The organism is Pseudomonas japonica (assembly GCF_013522925.1).
GTDB classification, from domain to species: domain Bacteria; phylum Pseudomonadota; class Gammaproteobacteria; order Pseudomonadales; family Pseudomonadaceae; genus Aquipseudomonas; species Aquipseudomonas japonica_A.
On sequence record NZ_JAAMQU010000001.1, the window covers coordinates 16,516 to 31,205 of the forward strand.

At 62.9% G+C, this 14,690-nt stretch carries 17 protein-coding genes; 14 read left to right on the forward strand and 3 right to left on the reverse strand.

What is annotated here, in order from left to right; translation table 11 throughout:
- The first annotated feature begins 7 nt into the window (after positions 1-7).
- The 6 genes from G7016_RS00085 (at position 8) to ureC (ending at position 4,396) form a co-directional block, all read left to right on the forward strand.
- Positions 8-847: an urease accessory protein UreD gene (locus tag G7016_RS00085; protein ID WP_181110801.1), complete on the forward strand. Its 840-nt coding sequence runs from the start codon at positions 8-10 to the stop codon at positions 845-847.
- Between the two features lie 19 nt (positions 848-866).
- Positions 867-1,169 (forward strand): urease subunit gamma, encoded by a 303-nt coding sequence (gene ureA / locus G7016_RS00090; RefSeq protein WP_181110802.1) that lies wholly within the window; start codon positions 867-869, stop codon positions 1,167-1,169.
- Between the two features lie 8 nt (positions 1,170-1,177).
- Entirely contained in the window at positions 1,178-1,708 is a 531-nt protein-coding gene (locus G7016_RS00095) for a GNAT family N-acetyltransferase (protein ID WP_181110803.1), read from the forward strand.
- 3 nt (positions 1,709-1,711) lie between these two features.
- Entirely contained in the window at positions 1,712-2,248 is a 537-nt protein-coding gene (locus G7016_RS00100) for a GNAT family N-acetyltransferase (protein WP_181110804.1), read from the forward strand.
- Positions 2,245-2,559: an urease subunit beta gene (locus G7016_RS00105; RefSeq protein WP_181110805.1), complete on the forward strand. Its 315-nt coding sequence runs from the start codon at positions 2,245-2,247 to the stop codon at positions 2,557-2,559. The genes G7016_RS00100 and G7016_RS00105 overlap by 4 nt, the downstream gene beginning before the upstream one ends.
- 136 nt (positions 2,560-2,695) lie before the next feature.
- Complete coding sequence (ureC, locus tag G7016_RS00110; RefSeq protein WP_181110806.1) at positions 2,696-4,396, forward strand: urease subunit alpha; 1,701 nt, start codon at positions 2,696-2,698, stop codon at positions 4,394-4,396.
- Positions 4,397-4,451: 55 nt separating this feature from the next.
- Here ureC and G7016_RS00115 read toward each other — a convergent pair whose 3' ends face one another.
- Positions 4,452-5,390, reverse strand: coding sequence for a DnaJ C-terminal domain-containing protein (locus tag G7016_RS00115; protein WP_181110807.1), 939 nt, complete (start codon positions 5,388-5,390; stop codon positions 4,452-4,454).
- A gap of 209 nt (positions 5,391-5,599) precedes the next feature.
- Between G7016_RS00115 and G7016_RS00120 the strand changes: the two genes are divergently transcribed.
- Complete coding sequence (locus G7016_RS00120; RefSeq protein WP_181110808.1) at positions 5,600-6,865, forward strand: Hsp70 family protein; 1,266 nt, start codon at positions 5,600-5,602, stop codon at positions 6,863-6,865.
- On the opposite strand, the gene G7016_RS00125 is transcribed toward G7016_RS00120, so the two are convergent.
- Complete coding sequence (locus G7016_RS00125) at positions 6,862-7,872, reverse strand: AI-2E family transporter (protein WP_181110809.1); 1,011 nt, start codon at positions 7,870-7,872, stop codon at positions 6,862-6,864. The genes G7016_RS00120 and G7016_RS00125 overlap by 4 nt on opposite strands.
- Before the next feature lie 177 nt (positions 7,873-8,049).
- Between G7016_RS00125 and osmE the strand changes: the two genes are divergently transcribed.
- Positions 8,050-8,391, forward strand: a complete 342-nt coding sequence (osmE, locus tag G7016_RS00130; RefSeq protein WP_181110810.1) for an osmotically-inducible lipoprotein OsmE — start codon at positions 8,050-8,052, stop codon at positions 8,389-8,391.
- Positions 8,392-8,520: 129 nt separating this feature from the next.
- The gene (locus G7016_RS00135; protein ID WP_181110811.1) at positions 8,521-9,054 is read left to right on the forward strand and encodes a ferritin-like domain-containing protein; all 534 of its coding nucleotides are present in this window, start codon (positions 8,521-8,523) and stop codon (positions 9,052-9,054) included.
- A 218-nt stretch (positions 9,055-9,272) separates the two neighbouring features.
- Here G7016_RS00135 and G7016_RS00140 read toward each other — a convergent pair whose 3' ends face one another.
- Positions 9,273-11,342: an AsmA family protein gene (locus tag G7016_RS00140; RefSeq protein WP_181110812.1), complete on the reverse strand. Its 2,070-nt coding sequence runs from the start codon at positions 11,340-11,342 to the stop codon at positions 9,273-9,275.
- A gap of 277 nt (positions 11,343-11,619) precedes the next feature.
- Here G7016_RS00140 and G7016_RS00145 point away from each other — a divergent pair, with 277 nt between their 5' ends.
- From G7016_RS00145 to G7016_RS00165, 5 genes are all read left to right on the forward strand, one after another.
- On the forward strand, positions 11,620-12,012 hold the full coding sequence (locus G7016_RS00145; protein WP_181110813.1) for a phage infection protein: 393 nt from the start codon (positions 11,620-11,622) through the stop codon (positions 12,010-12,012).
- A 230-nt stretch (positions 12,013-12,242) separates the two neighbouring features.
- Positions 12,243-12,743 carry an urease accessory protein UreE gene (gene ureE, locus G7016_RS00150; RefSeq protein WP_181110814.1) on the forward strand — a complete coding sequence of 167 codons (501 nt, stop codon included), beginning with the start codon at positions 12,243-12,245 and terminating at the stop codon, positions 12,741-12,743.
- Positions 12,740-13,414 (forward strand): urease accessory protein UreF, encoded by a 675-nt coding sequence (locus tag G7016_RS00155; RefSeq protein WP_181110815.1) that lies wholly within the window; start codon positions 12,740-12,742, stop codon positions 13,412-13,414. Before ureE ends, G7016_RS00155 begins: the two co-directional genes overlap by 4 nt.
- Positions 13,415-13,422: 8 nt before the next feature.
- On the forward strand, positions 13,423-14,037 hold the full coding sequence (gene ureG / locus G7016_RS00160) for an urease accessory protein UreG (RefSeq protein WP_181110816.1): 615 nt from the start codon (positions 13,423-13,425) through the stop codon (positions 14,035-14,037).
- A gap of 19 nt (positions 14,038-14,056) precedes the next feature.
- Positions 14,057-14,626, forward strand: a complete 570-nt coding sequence (locus tag G7016_RS00165) for a HupE/UreJ family protein (RefSeq protein WP_181110817.1) — start codon at positions 14,057-14,059, stop codon at positions 14,624-14,626.
- Positions 14,627-14,690 lie beyond the last annotated feature (64 nt).

Here is a 14,690-nt window from a genome sequence, read left to right on the forward strand (position 1 = left end):
ACCGACCATGAACCTACCTGTTAACCCTGCCTTGTTCGTTCCTAGCTGGCATGCCGAGCTGGACCTTGCCTATGCGCGTGACGGCGACGCCACCCGGCCTGTCCGCCGTCGCCACCTGGGCCCGCTGCGGGTGCAGAAACACCTGTACCCCGAGGGGCCTCAGGTGTGCCAACACATTATCGTTCACCCGCCAGCAGGCATCGCGGGCGGAGATCGCCTGGCCGTGTCCGCCAGTGTAGGCGAAAGCGCCTGGGCACAACTCACCAGCCCTGGCGCCGCCAAGTGGTACCGCGCCGACAGCGCGGCCCGGCAAACCCTGGAGCTGCATGCCAGCGCTGGGGCCACACTGGAATGGCTGCCTCAGGAAACCATCGTGTTCAGTGGGGCACAGGCCCAGCTGGAGACCCACATCAACCTCGAAGGCGACGCTCGCCTGTGCTACTGGGACGTGGTCGCGCTCGGCCGGCCCGCCAGTGGCGAGGCCTTCGCCTCTGGGTACGTCCAGACGGCGCTGGATATCCGCCGAAACGGCGAGCTTATCTGGCATGAGCGCCAGCGCCTGGTGGGCAACGATCGCCTGTTGGCTTCTCCAATCGGCTTGCGCGGCCAGCCCGTGTTCGCCACCCTGATCATCACCGGCCAGGCCAGCGCCGAGCTGCTGGAGCAATGCCGGGCACTGCCGTGCCTTGGGCAAGGTGACCTCAGCCAGCTACCCGAGTTGGTCATCGCCCGCTGCCTGGCCAGTGAAGCGCTGCATGCCCGGGACTGGTTGATCAGCCTCTGGCGACTGTTACGCCCCCAATTACTCGGTCGGGATGCCGTACCTCCGCGCATCTGGGCCACATAGACATAGGTAACGAACCCGCATGGACCTGACCCCCCGCGAGAAAGACAAGCTGCTGATCTTCACCGCCGGCCTGGTCGCCGAACGGCGCTTGGCCCGTGGCCTGAAGCTCAATTACCCCGAAGCGATGGCCTACATTTCCGCAGCATTGCTCGAAGGCGCCCGAGACGGGCAAACCGTAGCCGAACTGATGCACTTCGGCACCACGCTGCTCAGCCGCGACCAAGTGATGGAAGGCATCGCCGAGATGATCCCGGAGATCCAGGTAGAAGCCACCTTCCCCGACGGCACCAAGCTGGTGACCGTACATCAGCCAATTGCTTGAGCGCCCCGATGACAATCGAAATACGCGATGCCACCCCGGCGGATCTGCCGGGCATTCTGGACATCTACAACGATGCCGTGGCCAACACCACGGCCATCTGGAACGACAGCCTCGTCGACCTGGCGAACCGCCAGGCCTGGTATGACCTGCGCCAGCAACAGGGGTATCCGATCCTGGTGGCGGTGGACGCCGCCGAACAGGTACTCGGCTACGCCTCGTTCGGTGATTGGCGGCCCTTCGACGGCTTCCGCCACAGCGTGGAAAATTCGGTGTACGTGCGCGACGGGCAGCGGGGGCTGGGCCTCGGCGCAAAGCTGCTCGAGCCACTGATCCAGCGCGCGAAGGATTGCGGCAAGCATGTGGTGGTGGCAGCCATCGAAAGCGGCAACGCCGCCTCGATCCGTTTGCATGAGCGGCACGGTTTCACAGTTACCGGGCAGATGCCCCAGGTGGGCGTGAAATTCGGCCGCTGGCTGGACCTGACTTTCATGCAGTTGATTCTTGCCCCTGGCGCTGCGCCGCCCTCACGACCGGAGTAAGCCATGAACGTTGCACAGTTGCGTCGCGTCACCGTGGAAAGCTTCGCCCATTACCGCCCCGGGCTGGTAGAACTGCTACTCGATGCAGTCGCCAACGGAGCCTCCGTGGGTTTCCTGGAAGACCTGGACGCGGCTGGGGCAGCGGACTATTTCGCCCAGGTACACAGCGAAATCCACCAGGGCAGCCGCCTGCTCTGGGTGGTGGTCAAGCACGAGCAAGTGCTGGCAACCGCGCAGTTGGGGCTGTGCCAGAAGCCCAACGGGCTGAACCGTGCCGAAGTGCAAAAGCTGCTGGTACGCAGCGACAGCCGCCGCCACGGCCTGGGCGCGCAACTGATGCTCGAACTGGAAACCAGTGCCCGTCAGCTTCAGCGTGGGCTGCTGTTTCTGGACACTGAAACCGGCTCGACGGCGGAACATTTCTATCAAGGCCTGGGCTACCAGCGCGGCGGGGAAATCCCCGACTACGCCTGTTCGCCCGACGGCACGTACCGCCCTACTTCCCTTTATTACAAAATCCTGCAAGGACCTCGCGCATGATCCCAGGCGAATACCGCATCGACGCTGGCGAGATCGAACTCAATGTCGGCCGTCGCACCCATAGCCTTACCGTGGCCAACAGCGGCGACCGGCCTATCCAGGTGGGCTCGCATTTTCACTTTTTCGAAACCAACGACGCCCTTGCCTTCGACCGTGCCGCAGCGCGCGGCATGCGCCTGAACATCCCGGCCGGCACGGCGGTGCGCTTCGAGCCTGGGCAGTCACGTGAGGTAGAGCTGGTAGAACTGGCTGGTCTGCGCCGAGTGTATGGCTTCGCAGGGCGAGTCATGGGCGATCTTGATCGCCCATGACAGCGACAAGCCACAAGCTACAAGCGGCAAGCAAGAGCCGCGTAGAGCTTGAGGTGCCATGTGGCCTGACACGCGCCGCGCATTTTCTTGCAGCTTGAAGCTTGAAGCTTGAAGCTGCCGCTTCAGAGGATTGGGGATGAAAATCAGTAAACAGGCCTACGCCGACATGTTCGGCCCTACCGTTGGCGATCGGGTACGGCTGGCCGACACCGAGCTGTGGATCGAAGTGGAGAAAGACTTCACCAGTTACGGGGAAGAGGTGAAGTTCGGCGGCGGCAAGGTGATCCGCGATGGCATGGGCCAGGGCCAGTTGCTGGCGGCCGACGTCGTGGACACGGTGATTACCAATGCCTTGATCCTTGATCACTGGGGCATCGTCAAGGCGGATGTAGGCTTGAAGAATGGCCGCATCGCCGCGATCGGCAAGGCCGGCAACCCGGATATCCAGCCGGAGGTGACCATCGCGCTGGGCGCCAGCACGGAGGTGATCGCTGGCGAGGGCATGATCCTAACCGCCGGTGGCATCGACACCCATATCCACTTCATTTGCCCGCAGCAGATCGAAGAGGCATTGATGAGCGGCGTCACCACCATGATTGGGGGCGGCACGGGGCCTGCGACTGGCACCAACGCCACCACCTGCACCCCCGGCCCGTGGCACATGGCGCGCATGCTCCAGGCCGCAGACGCTTTCCCCATGAACATCGGTTTTACCGGCAAGGGCAACGCCAGCCTGCCAGGCCCGCTGATCGAGCAGGTGGAGGCTGGGGCCATTGGCCTCAAGCTGCATGAGGATTGGGGCACCACGCCGGCCGCCATCGACAATTGCCTGTCTGTGGCCGACCAATACGACGTGCAGGTGGCGATCCATACCGACACCCTGAACGAGTCCGGCTTTGTGGAAACCACCCTGGGCGCGTTCAAGGGCCGCACTATTCACACCTACCACACCGAAGGCGCCGGGGGCGGGCACGCACCGGACATCATCAAGGCCTGTGGTCTGCCGAACGTGCTGCCTAGCTCCACCAACCCTACTCGGCCATTCACCCGCAACACCATCGACGAGCACCTGGACATGCTCATGGTTTGCCATCACCTGGACCCGAGCATTGCCGAGGACGTGGCCTTCGCGGAAAGCCGTATCCGCCGGGAAACCATCGCCGCCGAGGACATCCTGCATGACCTTGGCGCGTTCTCCATGATCAGCTCGGACAGCCAGGCCATGGGTCGCGTAGGAGAAGTGATCACCCGTACCTGGCAAACCGCCGACAAGATGCGCAAGCAGCGCGGGCCGTTGCCCGAAGACAGTGAGCGTAACGACAACTTCCGCGCACGGCGCTACATCGCTAAATACACCATCAACCCGGCGATCACCCATGGCATCAGCCACGAAGTGGGCTCGATCGAAGTGGGCAAGTTTGCCGATCTGGTGCTGTGGCGCCCGGCGTTCTTTGGGGTCAAGCCCACCCTGATCCTCAAGGGCGGCACCATCGCCGCCAGCCTGATGGGCGATGCCAACGCCTCCATTCCCACGCCCCAGCCCGTGCACTACCGGCCCATGTTCGGCAGCTACGCCGGCGCGCGCCATGCTACCAGCCTGACCTTTATCAGCCAGGCCGCGAAAGCCGCAGGCGTACCGGAGCAGTTGGGGCTGAAAAAAGCCATCGGCGTGGTGAAAGGCTGCCGCAACGTGACCAAGGCCGACCTTATCCACAACAGCTACCAGCCCCACATCGAAGTGGACCCGCAGACCTACCAGGTCAAGGCCGATGGCGTGCTGCTGTGGTGCGAACCGGCGGACGAACTGCCCATGGCCCAGCGGTATTTTCTGTTCTAGCAGCAAGCTAAAAGCTAAAAGCTATGGGCTTGTCGCTTGCCGCTTGTGGCTCGCCTTACGCCCTGGGATCGAAGCCTGCCTTGCTGGCGAGTTTTTCCCACAGCTCGCGGGTGGCTTCGTTGCGCGGTGGCATCACTGCCTTGAGCTGCACGAACAGGTCGCCTCGGCCGCCGCCCTTGATGGGCAACCCGTTGTCTTTCACGCGCAGGCGCTGGCCGTTCTGGCTGTCGGGGCGGATGGTCAGGTTGATCCGGCCCGTGAGCGTAGGCACCGGCACTTTCGCGCCCAGTGCCAGTTCCCAGGGCGCAACAGGCACCTCAACCACCAGGTCGGTACCCTCAGGGGTAAAGCGCGGGTGTGGGGCATAGCGAATGGTGATGTACAAATCCCCGGCTTCGCCACCCGCATGCCCGGGCCCGCCCTGCCCCTTCAGGCGCACGCGCTCACCGTCGGTCACGCCGCCGGGGATCTTTACGTTCAGCGTTTTGGTAACGCTCCCCGCGGGGTGGCCGGCCGCGTTGTACTGAGGCACGCGGAAGCTGACCTGCTTGGACTCGCCAGCCAGGGTTTCCTCGAGGAACAACGCCAGTTCCAGTTCCACGTCCTTGCCCCGCCGGCTGCTGCTGCGTGATTGGCCCCGGGCGCTGCCGAAGGGATTACCGGCGCGGCTCTGGTTGCCGAAGATGGAGCTGAAGAACTCCGAAAAATCGGCCGTGTCGCCACCGAAGTTACCGCCGCCACCGTAGCCCGGCGGTGCCTGGAATGGCCTGCCGTGCACGCCATACTTGCGCAGCTCGTCATACTCGGCGCGCTTTTCCGGGCTGCTCAGCGCATCGTACGCCTCGTTCGCTTCCTTGAAGTGCGCCTCGGCATTGGGCTCCTTGCTTACGTCCGGGTGATACTTGCGGGCGAGCTTGCGGTAGGCGGCCTTGATGGTCTTCTCATCCGCGCTGGGCTCCACTCCAAGTATCTTGTAGTAGTCTTTGAAATCCATCTGTGGGTACCACCTGAAAATTGAAAAGCGCGAGGGCGTCCTCAATCAGACGTTGCCTATGGCAAAGGTTCGCGCGGGAATGGCTTCCAGATGGGGGGCCGGAGTGCTTCTTTCAAGGTGCCTGCCCAGTAAAATAACCGACGCCTGCCCTTCGATTTCGGGTAACCGTGGCATACACTGCGCGGCCGTTTTTTCCCCAGGGCCGCTCCATGACCTCCGCTCCCTTCGCTCGCGCCTGCGGCATCGACTTCGGTACGTCCAACTCCACGGTAGGCTGGTACCGCCCTGGCGAGGACACCTTGCTGCCACTCGAGGACGGCAAGATCACCTTGCCCTCTGTGGTGTTCTTCAACGCCGAGGAGCGCCGCCCGGTGTACGGCCGGCTGGCCTTGAAGGAGTACCTGGAAGGTTACGAAGGGCGCCTGATGCGTTCCCTCAAAAGCCTGCTGGGCTCGCGGTTGATCAAGCATGACACCAGCGTGCTGGGCAGCGCCCTGCCGTTCAAGGACCTGCTGGGCCTGTTCATCACCCAGCTCAAGCAACGCGCCGAACAGGCCGGTGGCCGCGATTTCGACCAGGTGGTACTTGGCCGGCCGGTATTCTTTGTGGATGAGGACCCGGTGGCCGACCAGGAGGCCGAAGACACGCTGGCTGCGGTCGCGCGCAAGATCGGGTTCAAAGAGGTGTCGTTCCAGTACGAACCCATTGCCGCGGCATTCGACTATGAGTCGGGGATCGATCGCGAAGAGCTGGTACTGATCGTGGACATCGGCGGCGGTACGTCGGACTTCTCCCTGGTGCGCCTGGCACCCGAGCGCCGCGCGCTCACCGAACGCCAGAGTGACATCCTGGCCACCGGCGGTGTGCACGTGGGCGGGACGGATTTCGACAAGCAGCTCAGCCTGCAGGGCGTGATGCCGTTGTTCGGCTATGGCAGCCGGATGAAAAGCCAGGCGCTGATGCCTACCAGCTTCCACCTGAACCTGGCCACCTGGCACACGATCAACTCGGTGTATTTGCAGAAATCGCAGATTGCCCTGGGCAACATGCGCTACGACATAGAGGACACCCTGGGCATCGACCGCCTGTTCCGGCTGATCGAGCAACGCGCCGGGCACTGGCTGGCCATGGAGGTGGAAGAGAGCAAGATCCAGCTCACCGAAGCCCCGAACCGGGAGCTGGACCTGAGCCGCATCGAGCCGGGGTTGAGCGCGGACCTTACCCGAGTGTTGTTCGAAAGCGCTATCGAGGGCCTTCTGGAGCGCGTGCGCAACAGCGTGAGCGAAACCCTCCAGCGCGCCGGCATCACCGAAAGCCAGGTTGACACCGTGTTCTTCACTGGCGGCTCCAGCGGCATTCCGGCGCTACGGGACAGCGTGGCGGCAATGCTGCCCAATGCCCGGCATGTGGAAGGCAACCGCTTTGGCAGCATTGGCAGCGGGCTGGCCATCGAAGCCTGGCGGCGCTACGGCTAAACCAGGCCAGCCTCACGTAGCTCGCTTTTGAGGTAGGCGTAATAGATCGGCCCGGCCACCACGCCGGGCAACCCGAACGCCGCCTCGAATACCAGCATCGCCAGCAACAGCTCCCAGGACTTCGCACGGATCTGCCCGCCTACAATGCGGGCATTGAGGAAGTATTCCACCTTGTGGATAAGGATCAGGTAGGCCAGCGCGCCAACCGCGACCCAGATCGACAGCGAAAGCCCTACGATGGTGATGAGCGTGTTGGACATCAGGTTGCCAATCACCGGCAGCAGGCCCAGCAGGAACGTCAACACGATCAGGGTCTTGGTCAACGGTAGCTTGATGCCCAGCAACGGCAAAACCACCGCCAGGAAAATCGCCGTGAAGGTGGTGTTGAGCAGCGAAATCTTCAGCTGCGCGAACACGATGTTGCGAAACGCCTGCACCAGCAGCGTAACGCGTTGATAAAGGGCGGCGGCCAACGGCTGGCGATCGGCATGATCAGGGGCGCGCTGGAGGGCGATGATCGCCCCCAGCACCATCCCGATCAGCAACGTCACGAAGGTGTGCACCGCGTCCTTGCCCATCAGCTGCAGGTCGCTTACATGCTTGCCCAGCCATGCGCCAATCGCCACCCGGAACTCCGCTGCGCTGGCCGGCAGATAGGCATCCACGGCGGGTGGCAACTGGCCTCGAGCCCGGTCCACCACGCCCATGAACTTGTCCAGCGAGGCACCAGGGTTTTCTACCTCATGCAGCACGAGGCTGAAGGCACCGAAGAAAATCAGCGCCAGCGCACTCACCACCAGCGTTCCCAGCAACGCGACGGCTACCCACCGCGCCCGGGGGCCGGCAATAAGCCTTTGCAGCTGCGGGGTGAGCATATTGACCAGCTCGAACACCAGCAGGCCGGCCAGAAGGCTTGGGAGCAAGCGCAGCGGCAGCACTAGCAGCAGCCCGCCGATAACCAGCACCCAACTGGCGATCAGTACATGACGTGAAGAAAACGTGGGCATACGGCCTCGAACAAACCACGCGGGAAGGATGGGCAGTCTGCCAGTGAACACGTCGTACCACCAGCCTTAAGCGGGGCGGCACTCCAAGCGCTACTCGATGTGTTGAAAGTTCGAACTCTTGTGCACAAACAAAGCTCCAAAAATGTAGCCACTTCGGCCCTAGAAGGAGCGATACCCATGTTTAGGCAAACCCTGACCGCTGCGTGCACGCTCGCCATGCTTGCCGGTTGCCAGACCACCCCCGAGAACCCGGTGGACTTCGTGACCTACCGCAACGAGCCTCTGGTCAAGCAAGTGGAAAACGGCATGACCATGGAGCAAGTGCGCACCATTGCCGGCCCGCCCTCCACGGTGGTAGAAGGCACCGCCGGCTCCAGCAACGGCACCTGCAACAACTACATCCTCAACCGTGAAGGCCATCAGCAGGCCTATTACGTAAGCTTCAGCAGCGCCGGCCTGGTGGACACCAAAGGTTTCATGACCTGTGAGCAGCGCAAACAGAACGAACAGGCCAAGTGAGCCCTACCGCTGCGACGCCTGGGTGAAACCTTCGCCGCAGCGGCTACTCACATCTGAACCGAGCTCGCCGGGCGCCATGGGCGTAACAGAGCGAGCCGGTACTACCCGTGAACCGCCTGGAGAGAAACCATGCTTAACCTGCAACTGACAGACAAGGTCGCCCTGCGAGAACGCGCCCGCCAGAACGTGGACAACGGCGCGGTAACGGAAGGTTATACCGCTGACCGCGAAGAAGTGATCCGCCTGCTGAATGAATCCCTGGCCACCGAGCTGGTGTGCACCCTGCGCTACAAGCGCCACTACTTCATGGCCACCGGGCTGAAGGCCAGCGTGGCCGCCGATGAATTCCTCGAGCACGCCAAGCAGGAGGCCGAGCACGCCGACCGCCTGGCCGAGCGCATTGTGCAGCTGGGGGGCGAGCCGGAATTCAATCCGGACAAGATTTCCGCCATGTCCCACGCCGAATACAAGGCTGGCAGCAACCTGAAGGAAATGGTCTACGAGGACCTGGTCGCCGAGCGCATCGCCATTGATGCCTACCGCGAGATCGTGCAGTACATCGGTGAAAAAGACCCAACCACCCGCCGCATCTTCGAAGACATCCTGGCCCAGGAAGAAGAACACGCCGACGACATGGCGGACATCCTGGCCGACCTTGGCTGATACGGCTGAAGAGACCAAAACCAGGCATATGCCTGGTTTTTTTATGGCCGCCTTATTCGCGAGCTAGCGCCGGATGGCCGGCCCGCCGCTTCCCACAAGTTCAGGCGTGTACCTGTGGGGCGAAGCCGAAGGCGTAGCTCGCAAATGAGGGCTACACAGCAAACAGCTCAAGACAGTTGCTTCCCACAGGGTTAGGGACTTCCTGCATCGGTATGCCCTCACCGCACCGTTTGCGGTACCTTGCCTTGCTTCATCTGCTCCAGCAACGGCCGGCACTGGTTAGGGGCTTCCCCGCTTGGCGCTACCAGGGCCAGCAACCCGGCAGCGGGCGCGACCACCGCACCTAGCGCCACCATCCCAGCCCCACGCAGCAGCAGCGGAACGGTTTGCACACCAGCGCTCGGTTGGCCGAAAGTGCCACGGACGTACAACGGCGAACGCAGCGACAGCAACCTGAACCCCTTGGACTCCGGGGTAACCTTGAAGTCCATGCGCTCGGTCTTGAAGTTGGCGTCGCCGTCGATGTAGATGACCGCGTTCTCGGTATCGAACACGAAGAGGTTGGTGCTGGCCAATCCATCCTTGATGCCCACGTCCGCCGCGGCGCAGTTGATCTTCACTTCCTTGTCACCAAAGATCTTGCCCATTACATAGTTGCCCACGTTCAGTCCGGCAATCTCCATGAGGTCGCGGCTTACCGCACCGTCATTCACCAGCATCTTCAAGTTGCCGTTGGACGAACCCAGCAACGCTGCCACCGAGTTGCCGGTCCCGGAGAACTGCGCGTCGCCGTTCAGCTCGCCGAAGCTGGTGCGCATGGGCTCAAAGGTCGGGAACAGCTGCTTGAGCTTGAACCCCCGCGCGCTCAACCGGGCCTGGCCTTGTAGCGGCGCGGCGCGGCCGTTGAGGTCTATCTGGGCGTTCAACTGCCCACCCGCCACGCCGAAGCGCAGGGGATCGAGGCTCAGCCGCCCATCATCCAGCACCACGTGAGTATTGAGGTCGGTGATAGGCAGGCTCTCGCTTTTTACGATGCGCTTGCCAGCAAACTGCACATCGGCATCCATCGCACGCCAGCGGTCCGTCTTGAACGCCTCCACCGGCAATACCTTGCCTTCGGGCTGCTGGCTGGCACCGCCTCGGGCTTTTTGTTCTTCATTGGAGTCAGCGCCAATAAGCGGTGCCAGGTCCGCGAACAGCAGCTGATTGGAAACCAGCTTGCCGGTCAGTTTCGGCCGGGGCTGGGTGGCGGCAAAACCGAGGTCGCCATGGATGTCGCTGTCACCGATCCGGCCATTGAACCCCTCATAGCGGAAGGTTGCCCCGCTGGGTTCATGCAGGCGGGCCACAAGATGGCCGTCAGTGCTGTAAGGCGGGGAATCCGGCAGGGTTACGCCAGTAAGGGGGTAGAGGTTGCCCAGGCTACTGCCGGACAGCTTCAAATGAAGGTCCAGCGCGCCGAGGTTGCGGGGGTCGGTCAGCGTGCCGACGGCCGCCGCCCGGGTGTCACCCGCCGCTACATCTACCTGCACCGGGAACGGTTGGGCGGCATCCTGCAATGCCAGCAGCCCGCCGATCTTGCCGTCGCCTTTCACCGGCAGCCCTTTATAACGGCCGCTGGCCTTGAAGCCGAACGCGTAGTCCTGCGCGCTATTGCCTTCTTTCTCCAGCGCCTTGGCTGCTTCACTGCCGCCCGCCAGTGCCTTGAAGGGAATGGGTTTGCCCAATGGATCGATCAACACCTCCATCTGCGTTGCCAAGGTGGCGTCATCAAGAGTTACCCGCCCCTTGTCGAAGCCGATCGCGCCAATATCCAATACCCAGCTCGAAGGCTCGGCATTTTGGTCTTTTGGCCCGAGGTCGAAGTCCCAGTTGGCCCGGCCGTCCTTGAGCCGCTGCAGGTCAGCGCTGGGCTCGGTAAGGTTGATCCGCGGGATCACGATATGCTGCGCAATCAGCGGCAGCGGGGACAGGCGAAACTCTACGCGCTTGAGGCCAGCCATCTGCGGCGCCTTCGCCCATTCCGGGTTGCCCAGGCTGATGTCGTCGGCAATGAACTGCGGCCACGGCACCCATGCCCTCCAGCCGCCTTCGTCCGGCTGGCGTGCCCACTCCACCGCCAGGTTGCCATTAATGGCAAAGGGTCGGTGCAGGGCTGCGGACACCTTCTCATTGAGGGTCGGCTTCACCCGATTCCAGTCGAACACCGCGATAAAGATCACAACGGCTATGAGCAGGGCGAGCAGGACGGCGAGGGTCCAGGCGACGATGCGAAGCGGGCGGGACATAGGTTCTCCTTACAGCGACCCTCTCTCTCGAGCGCGCTAACGATGGTCAAGGGTGTGACTACAACGAGGCGGTAGAGGTTCGATAGCTGCGGCCCGTGCCGGCTACGCCAAGGGGGAATCAAGCCAATAACAACTATAACTTGTTGTTATATAACGATTTTTTAAACATCATTCCGGTCGATTGTTATCATTCCCACGATCAACTTCCGCTGTGGCGAGCACAGCGTAGCATTGGCCCCGTAGACAGATTTTCACCCCCACTTTCGGAGCTACCACCATGAAACTTCAAGTCCTCGCCGCCGCCCTCTCGCTTGTTACCGTAAGCGCATTCGCAATGCCAGTTACCGAACAGGCCATTTCGGCCCAGGCCAAACCCACCGCCGCTATCGTGGTGACCCATGGCTACAGCGTTGCTCAAGATGGCTCGGATCGTTCGCTGAACACCGTCGCCCAAGATGGCTCGGACCGTTCGCTGAACACCGTCGCCCAAGATGGCTCGGACCGTTCGCTGAACACCGTCGCCCAAGATGGCTCGGACCGTTCGCTGAACACTGTCGCCCAAGATGGCTCGGACCGTTCGCTGAACGCGGTCGCTCAAGACGGCTCGGATCGCTCGCTGAACACTGTCGCCCAAGATGGTGCTGATCGCAGCCTTAACGCTACTGCCTGAGTGCCGTTCATGACTTACGAATACCCGGCCCGCCTTTCAACAGCGGGCCTGATTCGTTAAAGGCCTTTGCACCACCGAAGTGCGAAGAACCGCAGGACGCACCAAGAAGTTACCCTCCCGCGCGCTATCTCTGTTCACTCCCCCGCTCCATGTCCCCTGTTTGCCACAACCGCATGGCTTGGCAAGGCCCTTGCTCTACGCTTGATACCGGTCTTGCTGGAAATAGACGCATGCTTGTGATTCATCGTCGTACGCCGCCGCAGCCTAGCTGGGCCGCCGAGATCCACCTCAACTACGAAGCCCGTAGCAAAAGCCGCTTGCGCTGCTTCGCCGCAGATGGCGAAGACGTGGGACTTTTCCTGGAGCGCGGCCAACCACCACTGCGTGATGGTGAATTTCTGCAGGCCGAAGATGGCCGTGTAGTGCGGGTGTGTGCCCGCCCCGAGCACCTGCTGCAGGTTACCTGCGCTAACACGCTTGAACTCACCCGCGCCGCCTACCACCTGGGGAACCGCCACGTTGCGCTGCAGATCGGCGATGGCTGGCTGCGCCTGCTCGACGACCATGTGCTCAAGGCCATGCTCGAACAACTTGGCGCCACGGTAGAGCCGCTGGAAGCACCCTTCCAGCCTGAACATGGCGCCTATGGCGGTGGCCATCACCATTCGCATCAGGGCGAGGAAGGCTTTAACTATGCACCCCGCCTGCACCAGTTCGGCTCGCCTCGGTGAACCGGGCCTGGGCACTGCTGCGCCTGGCCAGCCCGCAGCTTCCGATTGGCGGCTACAGCTATTCCCAAGGGCTGGAGCTGGCAGTGGAAGCGGGCTGGGTAACCTGCCGGGGAACCGCGGCCACCTGGCTGCGTGACCAACTTGAGCTCAACCTCCCTCGTTTCGATGCCCCCCAGTTATTGGCCCATTGCACCTTGGCCGAGGCCGAAAACTGGCCCGGGCTGCGGCAGCGCTGCGAAGCGTACCGCGCCAGCCGGGAAACCCGTGAGCTGCACCTGGAAAGCCGGCAAATGGGCTATTCGTTACGCCAACTGCTGCTTGGCCTGGTGGAACTGGACGCCGCTGGCCGCGAATTTCTCGACAGCCTTGAAGAGCCTCACATGGCACTTGGCTGGGCGCTGGCGGCGCGCGCCTGGGGCATCACCCCGCATGACGCCCTGGCCGCCTGGCTATGGGGCTGGCTGGAAAACCAGCTGGCCGTACTGATGAAAACATTGCCGCTGGGCCAGCAAGCCGCCCAGCAATTGACCAGCGAACTGCTGCCGGCGCTGGAAGAAGCCCACCGCGCTACATGCGCGCTGGACCCTGCCGACATCGGCAGCGCCCCCTTCGGCCTGGCCCTGGCCAGCATGGCCCATGAGCGCCAGTACAGCCGCCTTTTTCGATCCTAGGAGAAACCATGAACAGCCAACCCCTGCGCGTCGGTATCGGTGGCCCTGTCGGCTCCGGTAAAACCGCTCTTACCCTGGCGCTTTGCCTGGCGTTGCGCGAGCGGTACAACCTCGCCGTGGTGACCAACGACATTTATACCCGCGAAGACGCCGACTTCCTGGTGCGTAACGAAGCGCTGGCGCCAGAGCGCATCATTGGCGTTGAAACCGGCGGCTGCCCCCACACGGCCATCCGCGAAGACGCCTCCATCAATCTGGAGGCCGTGGATCAGCTCAACCGGCGCTTCCCGGGGCTGGACCTGATTCTGGTGGAGTCCGGCGGAGACAACCTGTCGGCTACCTTCAGCCCGGAACTGTCCGACCTCACGTTGTATGTGATCGACGTATCCGCCGGCGACAAGCTGCCACGCAAGGGCGGCCCGGGCATCTGCAAATCCGACCTGCTGGTAATCAACAAGATCGACCTCGCAGACCAAGTGGGCGCATCACTGGAAAGCATGGACCGCGATACCCGCAAGATGCGTGGCGAAAAACCATTCGTGTTCAGCAACCAGAAAACCGGCCAAGGGCTGGAAGCGATCATCGCCTTCATCGAACGCCAAGGGCTGCTCAGCGCAGCTTGAACTACACAAGGAAGCTACCGTGACCCGTAATCAACTATTCGCCGCGCTTACCCTCCTCCTGGCACCCGCCGCCGCATTTGCCCACCCAGGGCATGGCCAGGGCCTGCTGGCCGGCGCCGGTCACCCGCTCGGTGGGCTGGACCATTTGCTTGCCATGGTCGCAGTCGGCCTTTGGGCGGCTCAGCAGGAGGGGCGTGGCCGCTGGGCTCTGCCCTGTACGTTCCTGGCCAGCATGCCGGTGGGTGGGGCGCTGGGCTTTGCCGGGGTGAACCTGCCGGGTTTGGAAAGCGGTATCGCTGCATCAGTACTGGCACTGGGGCTGGCGGTCGCCTTGGCGGTTCGCCCGCCGCTACCATTGGCCATGCTGGCCACTGCGGGGTTTGCGGTGTGTCATGGCATGGCGCACGGCCTGGAACTGCCAGCGATGGCCAGCGCCTGGACCTACGCCGCCGGGTTCATCGTCGCCACCGCTGCCCTGCATGGAGCAGGCTACGCCCTGGCTCGCTGGATGCCTCGCGCCGCCGCGCCGCTGGTTCGCCTGGCCGGCCTGGGCGCCGCCATCGCCGGTGGATACCTGCTCGCGGCTTGACCGCCTGCTGTGGGACCGGTTGGCGCCGCAGGCGGAAACCGGGAACGGATGCCTGGCGTAGCAG